The organism is Burkholderia sp. BCC1988 (genome assembly GCF_905339895.1).
In the GTDB taxonomy this organism is placed as follows: Bacteria; Pseudomonadota; Gammaproteobacteria; order Burkholderiales; family Burkholderiaceae; genus Burkholderia.
On the sequence record NZ_CAJPHA010000010.1, the window covers coordinates 1 to 14,892 of the forward strand.

Annotated in this window: 12 protein-coding genes and 1 riboswitch; of the genes, 8 read left to right on the forward strand and 4 right to left on the reverse strand. The window is 69.4% G+C overall.

Annotation, left to right across the window (positions count from 1 at the left end; genetic code table 11):
• Window positions 1-102: 102 nt before the first annotated feature.
• The 6 genes from U4012_RS15905 (at window position 103) to U4012_RS15930 (ending at window position 7,551) form a co-directional block, all read left to right on the forward strand.
• Window positions 103-570 (forward strand): chemotaxis protein CheW, encoded by a 468-nt coding sequence (locus U4012_RS15905; RefSeq protein ID WP_415750382.1) that lies wholly within the window; start codon window positions 103-105, stop codon window positions 568-570.
• Window positions 567-1,994, forward strand: a complete 1,428-nt coding sequence (locus U4012_RS15910; protein ID WP_321799812.1) for a CheR family methyltransferase — start codon at window positions 567-569, stop codon at window positions 1,992-1,994. Before U4012_RS15905 ends, U4012_RS15910 begins: the two co-directional genes overlap by 4 nt.
• A gap of 45 nt (window positions 1,995-2,039) precedes the next feature.
• Window positions 2,040-2,744 (forward strand): chemotaxis protein CheW, encoded by a 705-nt coding sequence (locus U4012_RS15915; protein ID WP_044849304.1) that lies wholly within the window; start codon window positions 2,040-2,042, stop codon window positions 2,742-2,744.
• Complete coding sequence (locus U4012_RS15920) at window positions 2,741-5,050, forward strand: hybrid sensor histidine kinase/response regulator (RefSeq protein WP_321799814.1); 2,310 nt, start codon at window positions 2,741-2,743, stop codon at window positions 5,048-5,050. The genes U4012_RS15915 and U4012_RS15920 overlap by 4 nt, the downstream gene beginning before the upstream one ends.
• Window positions 5,047-6,066: a chemotaxis response regulator protein-glutamate methylesterase gene (locus U4012_RS15925; protein ID WP_044846626.1), complete on the forward strand. Its 1,020-nt coding sequence runs from the start codon at window positions 5,047-5,049 to the stop codon at window positions 6,064-6,066. Before U4012_RS15920 ends, U4012_RS15925 begins: the two co-directional genes overlap by 4 nt.
• A 60-nt stretch (window positions 6,067-6,126) precedes the next feature.
• Window positions 6,127-6,230: riboswitch (Fluoride riboswitch) on the forward strand.
• A gap of 79 nt (window positions 6,231-6,309) precedes the next feature.
• Window positions 6,310-7,551, forward strand: coding sequence for a voltage-gated chloride channel family protein (locus U4012_RS15930; protein WP_321799816.1), 1,242 nt, complete (start codon window positions 6,310-6,312; stop codon window positions 7,549-7,551).
• A 93-nt stretch (window positions 7,552-7,644) separates the two neighbouring features.
• On the opposite strand, the gene U4012_RS15935 is transcribed toward U4012_RS15930, so the two are convergent.
• The gene (locus U4012_RS15935; RefSeq protein ID WP_321799817.1) at window positions 7,645-8,358 is read right to left on the reverse strand and encodes a riboflavin synthase subunit alpha; all 714 of its coding nucleotides are present in this window, start codon (window positions 8,356-8,358) and stop codon (window positions 7,645-7,647) included.
• Window positions 8,359-8,612: 254 nt separating this feature from the next.
• Here U4012_RS15935 and U4012_RS15940 point away from each other — a divergent pair, with 254 nt between their 5' ends.
• On the forward strand, window positions 8,613-9,584 hold the full coding sequence (locus U4012_RS15940) for a phosphatase PAP2 family protein (RefSeq protein WP_044846623.1): 972 nt from the start codon (window positions 8,613-8,615) through the stop codon (window positions 9,582-9,584).
• A gap of 79 nt (window positions 9,585-9,663) precedes the next feature.
• Here the strand turns inward: U4012_RS15940 and U4012_RS15945 are convergent, their stop codons facing one another.
• Window positions 9,664-11,526, reverse strand: a complete 1,863-nt coding sequence (locus U4012_RS15945) for an ABC transporter ATP-binding protein (protein ID WP_321799819.1) — start codon at window positions 11,524-11,526, stop codon at window positions 9,664-9,666.
• 482 nt (window positions 11,527-12,008) lie between these two features.
• On the opposite strand from U4012_RS15945, the gene U4012_RS15950 reads away from it, so the two are divergent.
• A complete protein-coding gene (locus U4012_RS15950) occupies window positions 12,009-12,890 on the forward strand; it encodes a Dyp-type peroxidase (RefSeq protein WP_321799821.1) in 882 nt (293 codons plus the stop codon).
• A 100-nt stretch (window positions 12,891-12,990) separates the two neighbouring features.
• On the opposite strand, the gene U4012_RS15955 is transcribed toward U4012_RS15950, so the two are convergent.
• On the reverse strand, window positions 12,991-13,392 hold the full coding sequence (locus U4012_RS15955) for an OsmC family protein (RefSeq protein WP_044846620.1): 402 nt from the start codon (window positions 13,390-13,392) through the stop codon (window positions 12,991-12,993).
• 118 nt (window positions 13,393-13,510) lie between these two features.
• Complete coding sequence (locus tag U4012_RS15960) at window positions 13,511-14,431, reverse strand: LysR family transcriptional regulator (protein ID WP_321799824.1); 921 nt, start codon at window positions 14,429-14,431, stop codon at window positions 13,511-13,513.
• Window positions 14,432-14,892: the final 461 nt, after the last annotated feature.

Genomic DNA, 14,892 nt, shown 5'->3' on the forward strand with positions numbered 1-14,892 from the left:
CCTCACGCTCGTCGCGAACCAGTTGCGCACCAGCGTGTCGCGCTTCAAGGTCGACGCGTGACGCGCGCCGAGTCGCACGGCGCCGCGCACGCGCTGTTCCTGATGTTCGAGCTCGACGGCGAGCGCTACGCGCTCGACGCGGCCGACATCGACGAGGTGTTGCCGCTCGCGACCACCAAGGCCGTGCCCGGCGCGCCCGAATGGATCGCCGGGCTGCTGATGCGCGGCGGCCAGCCGGTGCCCGTGATCGACGTGCCGATGCTGGCGCTCGGACGGCGCGCGCATGCGTTGCGTTCGACGCGACTGGTGATGGTCCGCTACCGCGCCGGGCAGCTCGACCGCGAGCGCGTGATCGGCCTGATCATCGAGCGCGCGACGCAGACGCTGCGGATCGATCGCACGGCGTTCCGCGCGAGTGGCATATCGACCGCGCGCACGCGCTGGCTCGGGCGCGTCGCGAACACGCCCGACGGGATCGTGCAGCAGGTCTCGGTGTCCGACCTGATCGACGACGTCGCGCGCCTGTATCTGTTCGACGGCCTGCCGGGCCACGGAGGGGAGTCCGCATGAAAGAGTCCGATTCGCGATTTCGCGGCTGGCTGCTGCGCGAGACCGGCATCGACCCCGATTCGCTCGGCAACGATTTTCTGAGCCGCGCGCTGACGGAGCGCGTGCAGGCGCTGCAGGGCGACGGCGAGCGGCTGCCGTCGGCGGCGCGGCCGCCCGTCACGCCGGAAGCGCTCGACGCGTACTGGCAGCACCTCAACGCGTCGGCCGACGAACGGCGCGCGCTGATCGAGCTGTTCATCGTGCCGGAGACGTGGTTCTTCCGCGATCGCGAGGCGTTCGCGACGCTCGCGCGGCACGCGGCCGAGCGGCTCGCCGCGACGCCCGGGCGCGTGATCCGTGTGCTGAGCGCGCCGTGCTCGACCGGCGAGGAGCCGTATTCGGCGGCGATGGCGCTGCTCGACGCCGGGCTCGAGCCGGCCAGCTTCACGATCGACGCGCTCGACCTGAGCGCGCGCGCGATCGAACAGGCGCGGCTCGGCTGCTACGGGCGCAATGCGTTTCGCGGCACGGCGACCGAGTTCCGCGGCCGCTACTTCACGCCGGTCGCCGACGGCTGGCTGCTCGACGAGCGCGTGCGCGCGTGCGTGCAGTTTCGCCAGGCGAACCTGGTCGAACCGGGCACCGATACGGGCATCCGCTACGATTTCGTGTTCTGCCGCAACGTGCTGATCTATTTCGACCGCGACGCGCAGGACCGTGTGATCGGCTCGCTCGAAAGCGCGCTCGCCGACGACGGCATGTTGTTCGTCGGGCCGGCCGAAACGGGCGTCGCGATGCGGCACGGGATGCGTTCGGCCCGCGTGCCGCTGGCGTTCGCGTTTCATCGCGGGCGCGATGGCGCCGCGGCGGACGGGTACGCGGCCCGCCATGCGGCACCGCTGCCCGCGGTTGCGCCGTACCGGCGCGCCGAGCGTTTCGCCGTGGCGCCGCCGGCTGCGACGCGTCCGCTGCTGGCCGTCGTCCCGCCGACGTGGCGCGATGCCGCGCCGTCGCGCGCTGCCTTTGAACCGGCCGGACGCCCGACGGCGTTCGGGCCGCGGGCCGACGTGCGCGTCGACCCGCTGGCCCATACGGCGAACGTGGCCGACACGCCCGCGCCGGCGCCGGCGGCCGCCGACGGCGCCGCGCCGACGCTCGAGGAAGCGCAGGCGCTGGCCAACGCGGGCGCATTCGACGAGGCCGAGCGCGTGCTCGCGCAGTTCTCCGCGCACGCCGGGCCGCACGCCGACGCGTTCTACCTGAACGGGCTGATCGCGGATGCGCGCGGGCGGGTCGCGGAAGCGGGCGATTTCTACCGGAAGGCGCTGTATCTGCGGCCGACGCACCACGAAGCGCTGACGCATCTCGCGACCTTGCTGGACGTCGGCGGCGACGGCGCCGGCGCGCAATGGCTGCTCGAGCGTGCGCGGCGCTCGGCCGGATAACGAGAATACGGGTTGGGAGCCGACATCGGGATGACCGAGGAACGAATGAACCGCGACGCCGTTGCCACTGACGACACGACGATCGGCGTCGACGATTGCTGGAACCGGATCGGCACGCACGGCGACCGCTCGTGCGAGCGGCTGGCCGATTGCCTGCGCTGCCTGAACTGCCCGGTCTACGCGTATCACGCGGCGAAACTGCTCGAACGCCCGCTCGGCGCCGCCGAGCTGGCCGACGCGACGCAGCGGATCAGCGCGTTCGACGCGACCCGCGCGCACGGCGACGACGATACGCATCAGGCGGCACTGGCGTTTCGCGTCGCCGACGAATGGCTCGCGCTGCCGATCGGCGTGCTGCGCGAGATCGCCGGCACGCGTCCGATCCATTCGCTGCCGCATCGTCGCCATTCGGCCGTGCGCGGCGTGGTCAACATTCGCGGCACGCTGCGCATCGCGATCTCGATCGGCGCGCTGCTCGGCCTCGACGCGGGCAAGGGCCGCGAGGGTGGCGCGGACGGCCGTTTCACGCGGCTGCTGGTCGCCGCGCACCAGGGCGAGCCGGTGGTGTTTCCGGTCGACGAAGTCGAGGGCGTGCTGCGCTTCGGCGCATCCGAATGGGTGCCCGTGCCGGCGACGGTCGGGCGCGCGAGCGCCGGCCTGTCGCGCGGCGTGCTGTCGTGGCGCGGCAAGTCGATCGGCTTGCTCGACGACGATCGGCTGTTCGACGCCGTGACACGGAGCATGCGATGAGCGGCGATGACGATCTGAGCCAACTGTCGCTGCTCGAGCTGTATCGCGAGGAGACGCGCACGCAGACCCAGGCGCTGTCCGAGCGCCTGCTCGCGCTCGAGTCGGGCGAGCCCGACTCCGTCGCGCTCGAGGCGTGCATGCGCGCCGCACATTCGCTGAAGGGCGCCGCGCGCATCGTCGGCGTGCCGCTCGGCGTCGACATCGCGGGGCGCATGGAAGAATGCTTCGTCGCGGCGCAGGCCGGCACGGTCGCGCTGACGGCCACGCATGTCGACGTGCTGCTGGCCGGCGTCGACCTGCTGGTGCGCGTCGCCGATCCGCAGGCGCAGCCCGTGTCGCCGGCGGAGATCGAGGCGTTCGCGCTGGCGCTGACGGGCGCCGACGGCGCGCACGCGATGCCGGCACCGGCTTTCGCACCGCCGCCGGCCCCGCCGTCCGTCGCGCCGTTTCGCGAGCACGACGGCGCCGCGAACGAGCCCGTGGGGGCCGGCGCCTCGGTGCCGCCGCTCGCGCTGCCGGCGGCCGTGCCCGATCCGGTCCAGGCCGGCCGCGCGGCCGGCGCGGGCGCGATGCGCCGCGTGCGGGCCGATACGCTGAACCGGCTGCTGAGCCTGTCCGGCGAGTCGCTCGTCGAATCGCGCTGGCTCAAGCCGTTCGCGGAATCGATGCTGCGCGTGAAGCGTGCGCAGCGCGACGCGGCCCGTTCGCTCGATCTGTTGTACGAACAGTTTGCCGACGATCTCGACGCGGGCGTGCTCGCGTCGGTGAACGAAGTGCGGCACATGCTCAACGACCTGCAGCGTTCGCTCGCCGAGCGCATGGACGAATTCGACCGCTTCGAGCGGCGCAGCACGCATATCGCCGAACAGCTGTACGACGAGGCGCTGCAGTGCCGGATGCGGCCGTTCGGCGATGCGACGCGCGCGTATCCGCGGATCGTCCGCGATCTCGCGCGCTCGCTCGGCAAGCAGGTGCGCTTCTCGATCGTCGGCGAAGGCACGCAGGTCGACCGCGACATCCTCGACCTGCTCGACGCGCCGCTCGGCCACCTGCTGCGCAACGCGATCGACCACGGCGTCGAAGCGCCCGACGCGCGCCTCGCGCGCGGCAAGCCGCCCGAGGCGAGCGTGACGCTCGAAGCGCGGCATAGCGCCGGCTCGCTGCTCGTCAGCGTGATCGACGACGGGCCGGGCGTCGACATGGATGCGTTGCGCACTGCGGTCGTGCGCCAGCGCCTGACCGACGACGAGACGGCCGCGCGGCTGTCCGATCCCGAACTGCTCGAATTCCTGCTGCTGCCGGGCTTCTCGATGCGCGATGCGGTGACCGACGTGTCGGGGCGCGGCGTCGGCCTCGACGCGGTGCAGGAGATGGTGCGCGGCGTGCGCGGCGCGGTGCGCATCTTCAACGAGCCCGGCGCGGGCATGCGCTTCGTGCTGCAGCTGCCGCTCACGCTGTCGGTGATCCGCAGCCTGCTGGTCGAGGTCGGCGGCGAGCCGTACGCGTTCCCGCTCGCGCACGTGCGCCGCACGCTCGAACTGTCGCACGACGACATCGACGTGCTCGAAGGCCAGCCGCATTTTCCGTTCGACGGCCGGCGCGCGGGCCTCGTCGCCGCGCACCAGCTGCTCGATGCCGGCGAGCCCGGCGTCGCGCGCGCGAGCACGGCGGTCGTGGTCGTCGGCGGCGAGCCCGAGCTCTACGGTGTCGCCGTCGACCGCTTCCTCGGCGAACGGATGCTCGTCGCGCAGCCGCTCGACAGCCGCCTGCACAAGATCCAGAACATCGCGGCCGGTGCGTTGCTCGAGAACGGCGACCCGGTGCTGATCGTCGATGTCGAGGACCTGATCCGCTCCGTCGACAAGCTCGTGCGCGGCGGACAGCTCGCGAAACTCACGCGCGACCGGCAGCTCGCGCTCGCCGACCGGCGCCGCCGCGTGCTCGTCGTCGACGATTCGCTGACGGTGCGCGAGCTCGAGCGCAAGCTGCTGGAAAAGCGCGGCTACGACGTGACCATCGCGGTCGACGGGATGGACGGCTGGAATGCGGTGCGCAGCGACGCGTTCGACCTGGTCGTCACCGACGTCGACATGCCGCGCATGGACGGGATCGAACTCGTCACGCTGATCAAGGGCGATCCGACCCTCAAGCGCGTGCCGGTGATGATCGTGTCGTACAAGGATCGCGACGAGGATCGCCGGCGCGGGCTCGACGCCGGTGCCGACTACTACCTCGCGAAGAGCAGTTTCCACGACGAGGCGCTGCTCGACGCGGTGCACGACCTGATCGGGGACGCACGCGGATGAACATCGGCATCGTCAACGATCTGCCGCTTGCCGTCGAGGCGCTGCGCCGCGTGATCGCGCTGCGCACGGATCACCGCGTGCTGTGGGTGGCGACCGACGGCGACGAGGCAGTGGATTTCTGCGTCGCGCATCCGCCCGATCTCGTGCTGATGGATCTCGTGATGCCGAAGCTCGACGGCGTGGCCGCGACCCGGCAGATCATGGCGCGCGCGCCGTGCGCGATCCTGATCGTGACCGCGAGCGTCAGCGCGAACACGTCGTCGGTCTACGAGGCGATGGGGGCCGGCGCGCTCGACGCGGTCGACACGCCGACGCTCGCGCTCGGCCTGCCGTCGGATGCGGCGCCGCAGCCGCTGCTCGCGAAGATCGACCAGATCGGCCGGCTGCTCGAAAGCCGGACCACGACGCTCGTGCCGCCCGGGCCCGCACCCGCGCGCGGCCAGCCGACGCTGATCGCGATCGGCGCGTCGGCGGGCGGGCCGACCGCGCTCACCGCCCTGTTGCGCGCGCTGCCGGCCGATTTTCCGGCTGCGCTCGTGATCGTCCAGCACGTCGACCAGGCGTTCGCGGTCGGCATGGCGGAGTGGCTCGACGGCTATACGCGGCTGCCCGTGCGCGTCGCGCGGCAGGGCAGCGTGCCGCAGGCGGGCGAGGTGCTGCTCGCGGCGACCAACGATCACCTGTACATCTCGCCGCGCGGCGTGCTCGGCTATACGCGGCATCCGGCCGAGACGCCGTACCGGCCGTCGATCGACGTGTTCTTCAACAGCGTCGCCGACGGCTGGGAGGGCGACGCGCTCGGCGTGCTGCTGACCGGGATGGGGCGCGATGGCGCGCTCGGGCTGAAGGCGATGCGCGCGAAGGGGTGCTACACGATCGCGCAGGACGCGGCGACGAGCGCCGTCTACGGGATGCCGAAGGCGGCCGCGGCGATCGGCGCGGCGTCGGCGATCCTGCCGCTCGACCGGATCGCGCCGCAACTGATTTCACGCGTGACGCGCATGCCGCTCGACTGACGGCGCGCCGCGGCCCCGGCGGGGCCGCATTGCGCGCGCCGTGCGGCGTCGCGTACAATTGCCGCCTGCGGAGATGGCATGCCTCCCTGCGGTCGATCCCGGCGCGTCGCGCGCGGTTCGGCCCTCAACCGCCGGTTTGCCCGGCTGATGATGCCTGCGTGTTCCTGGGTCGTCAGGAGGTCGCAGGCCGTCCATGCGGTATTCTGCCGCCCAGGTTTTGATGTCCCGTCGAATCTGGAAATCATGTTTTTCTCGACTTCTGCCGATTTTTTCGCGACCGTGCGCTACGTGTGCCGCTGGCTCGCGCTCTCTGCGTTGCTCGGCGCGCTGGCCGGCACGGCTTCCGCGTTGTTCCTGATCGCGCTCGACTGGGCGACCGGCACGCGCGTCGCGCATCCCTGGCTGCTGTGGGGGCTGCCGGCCGCCGGTTTGGCGACCGGCTGGGTCTACCACCGGTTCGGCCAGTCGGTCGCGCGCGGCAACAACCTGCTGATCGACGAGATTCACGACCCGAAGGCGCTGGTGCCGAAGCGGATGGCGCCGCTCGTGCTCGTCGCGACCGTCGTCACGCACCTGTTCGGCGGGTCGGCCGGCCGCGAGGGCACGGCCGTGCAGATGGGCGGCGCGCTCGCCGATCGCGTCACGCACCTGTTCCGGCTCGATCGCGAGCATCGGCGCGTGCTGCTGATGGGCGGCATCGCGGCCGGGTTCGCGTCGGTGTTCGGTACGCCGCTCGCGGGCGCCGTGTTCGGGCTCGAGGTGCTCGCGATCGGCCGCGTCCGGTACGACGCGCTGCTGACCTGCGTCGCGTCGGCGATCGTCGCGGATGTCGTGTGCCGCGCGTGGGGCGTGCATCACACCGCTTATGCGATTCCGTTCGTGCCGGCCGTGTCGGCGACGGGGCTGGCCGCGACGGTCGTCGCGGGTGTCGCGTTCGGCGTCGTCGGCCGGCTGTTCGCGTTCGCGACGCATGCGCTGACCGCGTGGTTTCGCCGCGTGATCCGCCATGCGCCGCTGCAGCCGGTGCTCGGCGGCATGCTGGTCGCGGTGGCCGCCACCGTGCTGAACGTGCCGCAGTATCTCGGGCTCGGCATTCCGACGATCGAAGCCGCGTTTCACGGGCCGCTGCCGGCTTACGATTTCGCGGGCAAGTTCGCGTTCACCGTCGTCACGCTCGCGTCGGGGTTCAAGGGCGGCGAAGTGACGCCGCTGTTCTACATCGGCGCGACGCTTGGCAACGCGCTCGGGCAGGTGCTGGCGCTGCCGGTGCCCGTGCTGGCGGGGCTCGGTTTCGTCGCGGTGTTCGCGGGCGCGGCCAACACGCCGATCGCGTCGACGATCATGGCGATCGAACTGTTCGGCGCGGATGTCGGCGTGTATGCGATCGTCGCCTGCGTGGTCGCCTATCTGTTTTCCGGACACGCGGGGATTTATCGCGCGCAGCGGGTGGCGGTGGGGAAGGGGGCGCAGGCAGAGGCGGAGTAAGGTGGCGTGCGGGGCGGCCGGCCGGGCGCATCGCGACGGAAGCCGACGCCCGGTGATCCCGGGCATCAGCGGGAACGGCGGCGCTCTTCGCCGTTACGCCTTCGGCAGCTTCGCGACGTTCCGCGCGAGCAGTTCCTCGATATCGATGCCCTTCTCCGCGAGCAACGTCGTGACGACGCCGGTCAATTCCCCGAGGGTTTCCTTGACCGACTCGCGGATCGTATCCACGACGACCTGCGTGCTGCGCTCGATCTCGATATTGACCCGGTCGTCGACGCCCTTCGCATCGAAGGTGGTCGCGCGTCGCGTTTCGGGAATCAGCCAGACGTCGAACCAGCCTTCGTCGCGATTGACGTCCGACACGGTGAGGCTGCAGCCGTTGATCGCGATATAGCCTTTCGCAAACACGTAGCGCCTGAAATCGGCCGGCACGCCGATGCGGATCATCCGGTTGTGTTCGGACGACGCGATGTTCGCGATCGTTCCCATGAAGTCGACGTGTCCGGACAGCGGATGTCCGCCGATTTCAGCGCCGTCCTTCGCGGCCCGCTCGACGTTGATCCGGGCGCCGGTCGTGAGGTCGGCGAGCGTGGTGATGCGCAGGCTCGGCAACATCACGTCGAAGTCGATCAGCTCGGGCGAGTGGATGGTCGTCACGGTCAGGCAGACGCCGTCGACCGAGACGCTCGCGCCGATCTCGATGTCGGTGGTGAACCGCTCGGGGAATTCGATGCTGAACGTTCTCAGTTCGCCGTGATCCTCGATGGCCTTGATGACGCCAACACCCTGAACAATGCCTGTAAACATGATCCGCCTTTCGTCGCAAATTGCCTGGCCGGTATGATAAGTGATCCGGGCGGCCGGCGTCGGGGCCGGATGCGTCGGCGTCGCCTGACGGACGGCGGCGTATTATTCTCAAGCACCGGCTGGAATACGGTACGAGGCTATGGAGCGCGGTTGCACGATGCGCCTGCATTTGCGGGTGTACGGGGAACGCGGTACGTGCGGACAACGTCCGGCTCGAGCCTCGGGGATCGACAGAAAAGAACGAGAAAAGGGGTATGTCGAAGAATATGCGGAAAATCTACGTGACCGCGTGGTGGGTGACCATCATGCTGATAATCGTCGACGTGATCTGGGCATACCGCGTCGATTTCCGGATTGCGAAGGGCAGTCTGGTCGAAAGCGCGCAAATGCTGTCCGTCGTTCTTGCCGTCACCGCAGCTTCCTGGCTCGCCTCGCGCCCATCGTACAAAGTGCCGGCCAGGAAGGCGTTCTACGAGAATGTCGCGCAATCGTTCCAGTGGATCGCGTTGTTGTCGGTGTTCACGCATGCAGGCGCGCTCCTTCAGTACCTGGCTGTGGCGACCGATCTGCCGCTCGTGAGCGATGCGTTGGTATCGATCGATGCCGCGCTCGGGTTTCACTGGCTGCAAGCGTATAGATGGGTGACCGCAAATCCCGGTTGGCATGCCGTGCTCGGATTCGCGTATGCGTCCGGCAGCGTCCAGCTCCTTGCGATCCCGATCATTCTCACGCTGACGTCGAATTCGAAAGACTACGCCGAGTTTGCGGTGCAATTTATCGTCGCAGTCTTCGTGTCGATTCTGATCGCGGCATGGCTGCCGGCCGAGAGTGCGTTTCTTCACTTCGACATTCGCGATCCAGGTACGATTTCCACCGTATCGGACTTTGCGCCGTTGCGAAGCGGAGTCGTCCGGGAGCTGGCTTTCGCTTCGTCCCAAGGGCTCATTTCCTTTCCGTCGCTGCACACCATCCTTGCACTGTGCTTCGCGTACTCGCTGCGGCATGTGCGTATCGTCTTCCCGGTCGGAATCGTGCTGAACGGCATGATGATCGTATCGACGCCTACGCAGGGAGGGCATTACCTGTGCGACGTATTGTCGGGGCTGGTCATCGGCGTATTGCTGATTTACCTCGTTCGCAAGGGGTTTGCCGGGCAGCGCACGGCGGCTCGCGTGGCGCCGTCGAATGGAATCGACGACGCACGCAACGGCCTCGTGAATTCCTGACGATCGCATCGACGTCCCCGCATGACGCAACCGGCCGCGGCGGCGGTGCGCCGCGCATCCGGTTGCGATCGGGGCGCCTTCAGGCTTGCGCCGGCTCTCCAAGCGGCCCGGCATGACCGTCCGCCGTGCGCCGCGGCGGATCGATCAGGCCCTTCGCGAGTTCCAGCGCCTGCCGCTCGAACAGCCGGCGATACGTCCCGCCGTCGATGCGGATCAGCGCGTCGTGGCTGCCTTCCTCGATCACCTTGCCGCGCTCGAGCACGAGCAGACGGTCGAGCGCGCGCACCGTCGACAGCCGGTGCGCGACGACGAGCGTCGTGCGCCCGACCATCAGCCGCTCCATCGCCTGCTGGATCAGCACCTCGCTTTCGCTGTCGAGGCTCGACGTCGCTTCGTCGAGGATCAGGATCGGCGCATCCGCGAGGAACGCACGCGCGATCGCGACGCGCTGGCGTTCGCCGCCCGACAGCTTGATCCCGCGCTCGCCGACGAGTGTGTCATAGCCGTCCGGCAGCGCGACGATGAAGTCGTGCGCGCTGGCAAGACGCGCGGCGCGCTCGATCTCCGCACGGCTCGCGTCGGGGCGCGCATACGCGATGTTCTCCGCAAGCGTGCGGTGGAACAGCACGGGTTCCTGCTGGACGATCGCGATCTGGCTGCGCAGCGAATCCTGCCGCACCTGCGCGATGTCCTGGCCGTCGATCGTGATGCGGCCGTCCGACACGTCGTACAGGCGCTGGATCAGCTTGATGAACGTCGTCTTGCCCGACCCGGAATGGCCGACGAGGCCCACGCGTTCGCCGGGCGCGATGCGCATCGAGAAGTCGTCGTACAGCGGCACCGGATGGTTGCCGTAGCGGAACGTCACGTGCTCGAAGCGGATCTCGCCTTGCCCGATCCGGATCGCGGGCGCGCCGGGCCGATCGTCGATGCCGAGCGGCTGGCGCTCGAGCGCGACGAGCTCTTCCATGTCGTTGACCGAGCGCTGCAGGTTGCGGATGTGCATGCCGACGTCGCGCAGGTAGCCCTGCAGCATGAAGAACATCGTCAGCGAGAACGCGATGTCGCCGACGCTCGCTTCGTCGTTCGCCCACAGCCGCAGCGCGACGCCGATCATCGCGGCCTGCATCGCGACGAGCATCGCGCCCTGCAGCCCGCCGTTGAACGTGCCGCGCACCCACGTGCGGCGCGTGCGCTGGCGCCACTTGCCGATCACGCGATCGAGCCGCGCTTCCTCGCGCGTTTCCGCGCCGAACGCCTTGACGACCGCGTTGCAGCTCACGGCGTCGGCGAGCGCGCCGCCCATGCGCGTGTCCCACAGGTTGCCGAGCCGCGCGGCCGGCGCGACGATGCCGAGCGACACCGCGACCGTCACCGAGATGTACAGCAGCGAACCCGCACCGACGACGAGCCCCATCACCGGCCAGTGCGTGCCGAGCAGCACGGTCGCGCCGACGAGCATCGTGACCGACGGCAGCAGCGCGATCAGCACCGTGTCGTTCAGCAGGTCGAGTGCCCAGATCCCGCGCGTGATCTTGCGCACGGTCGATCCCGCGAAGCTGTTCGCGTGCCAGTCGGTCGAGAAACGCTGCACGCGATGGAACGACGCCGCGGCGATCTCGCTCATCATCTTCAGCGTGAGCGTGATGATGTTCAGGTAGACGCCCTGCCGCAGCAGCGTCGCGCCGATACCGAGCGCGGCCAGCGTGCCGAACGCGGTGACGGCCGCATGCCACGCGGCGGCGCGGTCGGTCGGGCCGCTCGACAGCGCATCGACGAGGCGCCCGGCGAACAGCGGCGTGAGCACGTCGGCAAGCGCGCCGAGCAGCGCCAGCGTCGTGATCGTCGCGATGCGCACCGGCTGCTTGCGCCAGTAGCGGAACGTGAAGCCGAAGACGGCCTGGAATGCCTGGCCGCCCAGATGGGTGGTTTTTCTGGTCATGTATCGTTGCCCGGCGCATCGCGCGACGGGACTTTCCGGTTCGGAGAACGTCGAAAACGCGACAGCCGGACCGCGCGCACGACGCGGGCGAAACGAAACGGGCTGTCGGGAAATTGCGCGGGCGGGTTAGCGGAGCACCCGGAAGCCGGCGCGGACGACGGGCTGGATCAGCCGCGTCGTGGGACCACGTTCGGGAAGGTTGCTGGCATTCGGAACATCTGCACCTCCCTGAAGTGAACGGTTGAAAGGACGCCGAAAAAGACGTGAAGGAATTTTATCAGCAGAGCCGGACGCGCTGCAACGTCCGACGAATGCGGCGTTGCAGCAGCGATGCGGTTAGTATTCGGAGTTTTGGCCCTCTTTCGTGCGCGTTCCGCGGTGCGGTGCCGCACGGGGCGGCGGGCGGCATCGATTACACTCTGCCGTTGCGCGCCGGCCGCTGCGGCCCCGCGGATTCACCCCGATACACTCCTGAGGAAACGATGAGCGACGTTCAGCAAGGCATCCTGGCTCCGATCGACACGGCGGCCCGATACCTCACTTTCACGATTTCGAACAACGTCAATGTGGCCGCGGCGCTCGCGGCATTGCGCGAGCTCGTCGACGGGCGCGACACGGTCGCAGGCTTCGGGCACGCGCTGGCCGCGCATCTCGGCCGCCCGGTTCCGGGGCTCACCGAATACCCGGCGTTCGCGGTGAACGACCGTACGCTGCCGATCACGCCGGCCGACGTCTGGGTCTGGCTGCGCGGCGACGATCGCGGCGCACTCGTGCTGCGCGCGCGGGCGATCGAGCGGGCGCTCGCGCCGGCGTTCGTGCTGCAGGACGCGGTCGACGGGTTCCGCTATTCGACCGATCGCGACCTGTCGGGTTACGAGGACGGCACCGAGAACCCGACCGGCGACGACGCGCTGGCCGCGGCGGTCGTCACGGGGCAGGGCGCGGGGCTCGACGGTTCGAGCTTCGTCGCGGTTCAGCAATGGCTGCACGACTTCGACCAGATGGAGCGCATTGCGTCGGGCGACATGGATCACATCGTCGGCCGCCGCCGCTCGGACAACGAGGAGCTCGACGACGCGCCCGAGTTCGCGCACGTGAAGCGCACCGCGCAGGAGAGCTTCGAGCCGGAGGCATTCATGCTGCGCCGTTCGTCGCCGTGGTCCGATGCGCGCCGCGCGGGGCTCTACTTCGTCGCGTTCGGCCGTTCGTTCCGCGCGTTCGACGTGCAGATGCGCCGGATGAGCGGCGCGGACGACGGCATCGTCGACGGCCTGTTCCGCTTCACGCGACCGCTGACGGGCGCGTATTTCTGGTGCCCGCCGGTGAAGGACGGCAAGCTGGACCTGTCCGCGCTCGGACTCTGAGCGCCGGACGACATCCGCAAACGGGCGGGCCGCGCATCGCGCGCGGCCCGCCCGTTTTCTATGTGACGCGTCGATCGCGTGCGGCGCGGTACGCCGCCCGTCAGTTCAGCGTCGTTTCGATGCGTGTGCCGCGCTTGATGAACAGCGTCACCGGCGTCTTCTCGCAGATTTCCGCGAGCCGCTGGCGCTGCGCATCGTCGAGCGGGCCGTCGAGCGTCACGACGCGGCGCACGTATTGCTGCCCTTCACGATCGGCATGCAGTTCGGTGCGCACGTCGATGCGCGTGGCCGGCCACGTCTTGCGCTGCATGTACATGCGCAGCGTCGCGGCCGTGCATTGCGCGAGCCCGGCCAGCACGAACTCGAACGGCGCCGGCCCGAGGCCCTGTCCGCCTTCGCGCGGCGCTTCGTCGCCGGTCAGCGCGTGCGTGCCGGCCTGCAGCTGGACGACGTAGTCGGGCGCGTCGGCGGCGAGGGTGGCGGCAGCGTGGATGAGCGGCATGGCAAGTCTCCGGTAAGCGGGAAAGAGGCGGCCGCGACGATGCGCGGCGTGCGAGCCGTCAGCATACCGTCTCGAGGAAAAACGCGGGCGCCACGCGCGTCGCCGGGGCTCGCCGGGATCAGACGGCGACGCCGGCACTCCGGCGCACGAGCGTGGCGACGTGTTCGCGCACCCACTGGTGCGCGCGGTCGGTCTCGCGCGACTCGTGCCAGTACGCGAGCAGCGGAAACGGCTTGAGCCGCAGCGGCAGCGGCTGCACGGCGATCGGCAGCATCGCCGCCATGCGCAGCGCATACGTGCGCGGCAGCGTCAGCAGCAGGTCGCCTGCCGCGGCGATCTGGCAGGCGGCGAAGTAATGCTGGCAGACGAGCTGGATGTGACGGAAGCGCCCGTCGTTGCCGAGCAGCACGTCGAGCGATTGCGGTTCGCCGAGCGACGACACCGCGACATGCCGCGCGGAGAAATAGTCGCTGCGCCGCAGCGGACCGCCGGTCAACGGATGATCGTGCCGCATCGCGACGACGAGCGAATCGTCGAGCAGGTGCTCGGTCACGATGCGCGGGCCGGTCTGCACGCGTCGATCGACAGCCAGATCGAGATTGCCCGACGCGAGTTCGCGTTCGATGTCGTGCACCGCGACGCGGCGGCTCACGAATCGCAGGCCCGGCGCTGCGCCGGCGAACGCGGCGACGATCTGCGGCAGCGCGATCGATTCGAGCACGTCGCGAATGCCGACCGCGATGCTCAGGTCGAGCGTCGCCGGGTCGAATGCCGCCGGGTCGCGCGCGGCGCGCTGCAGGCCGGCGAGGTGAAGCTGCACGTCCGCGATGATCGCGCGCGTGCGCTCGGTCGGCACGACGCGGTTGCCCTGGCGCACGAACAGCGGGTCGTCGAAATGCGCGCGCAGCCGGTTGAGCGCATGCGTGACGGCCGGCTGCGTCAGGTGCAGCGCCCGGGCGGCCGCGCCGATGCCGCCGTGCACGTAGACCGCATCGAGCACGCGGAACAGGTTCAGGTCGAGACGATGGTCGGCAGGCACGGACGAAGGCGGCGTGGTGGGCGGTGGGGCGATTCTAATGGATGCGCGAACAACGGAACGCGGGTGCGCGTTGTACAGGCGATCGATGCCGTCCGATGCATGCCGATGACGATCGTCCCGCTACGCGAGCGTGCGTGGAGCCGATGCGCGATGCGAGGCAGGCCTCACGATGCGAGTCCGCCCGTCGACACGCGCATTTCCGCGCGGCCAGATCATCGGTCGGCGATAGCCTGTAAAAATCCGCCATCATGCTGTCCCGGTCGGCCATTTCGTGACAAAGAGACGACCCGTTCGGCTAGTTCGGCTAAGATGCCGTCGCTTCATATTTCGAGATAGCCGTCCCTGTCGCACGTGTTCAAACCAAATATAAGCCTGACAGTTCGACGGCAATTAAAAGAAGTCGAAACAGTCCGGGGGCTTGGCCAGTGGAAGCAGCAGATCAGAGGTGGGTCGTAATCTAT

Excerpts from the sequence above, each read along its gene's own strand:
- U4012_RS15905 (WP_415750382.1), top strand. The coding sequence starts at position 103 with ATGTTCGAGCTCGACGGCGAGCGCTACGCGCTCGACGCGGCCGACATC.
- U4012_RS15910 (WP_321799812.1), top strand. The coding sequence starts at position 567 with ATGAAAGAGTCCGATTCGCGATTTCGCGGCTGGCTGCTGCGCGAGACC.
- U4012_RS15915 (WP_044849304.1), top strand. The coding sequence starts at position 2,040 with ATGAACCGCGACGCCGTTGCCACTGACGACACGACGATCGGCGTCGAC.
- U4012_RS15920 (WP_321799814.1), top strand. The coding sequence starts at position 2,741 with ATGAGCGGCGATGACGATCTGAGCCAACTGTCGCTGCTCGAGCTGTAT.
- U4012_RS15925 (WP_044846626.1), top strand. The coding sequence starts at position 5,047 with ATGAACATCGGCATCGTCAACGATCTGCCGCTTGCCGTCGAGGCGCTG.
- U4012_RS15930 (WP_321799816.1), top strand. The coding sequence starts at position 6,310 with ATGTTTTTCTCGACTTCTGCCGATTTTTTCGCGACCGTGCGCTACGTG.
- U4012_RS15935 (WP_321799817.1), bottom strand. The coding sequence starts at position 8,358 with ATGTTTACAGGCATTGTTCAGGGTGTTGGCGTCATCAAGGCCATCGAG.
- U4012_RS15940 (WP_044846623.1), top strand. The coding sequence starts at position 8,613 with ATGTCGAAGAATATGCGGAAAATCTACGTGACCGCGTGGTGGGTGACC.
- U4012_RS15945 (WP_321799819.1), bottom strand. The coding sequence starts at position 11,526 with ATGACCAGAAAAACCACCCATCTGGGCGGCCAGGCATTCCAGGCCGTC.
- U4012_RS15950 (WP_321799821.1), top strand. The coding sequence starts at position 12,009 with ATGAGCGACGTTCAGCAAGGCATCCTGGCTCCGATCGACACGGCGGCC.
- U4012_RS15955 (WP_044846620.1), bottom strand. The coding sequence starts at position 13,392 with ATGCCGCTCATCCACGCTGCCGCCACCCTCGCCGCCGACGCGCCCGAC.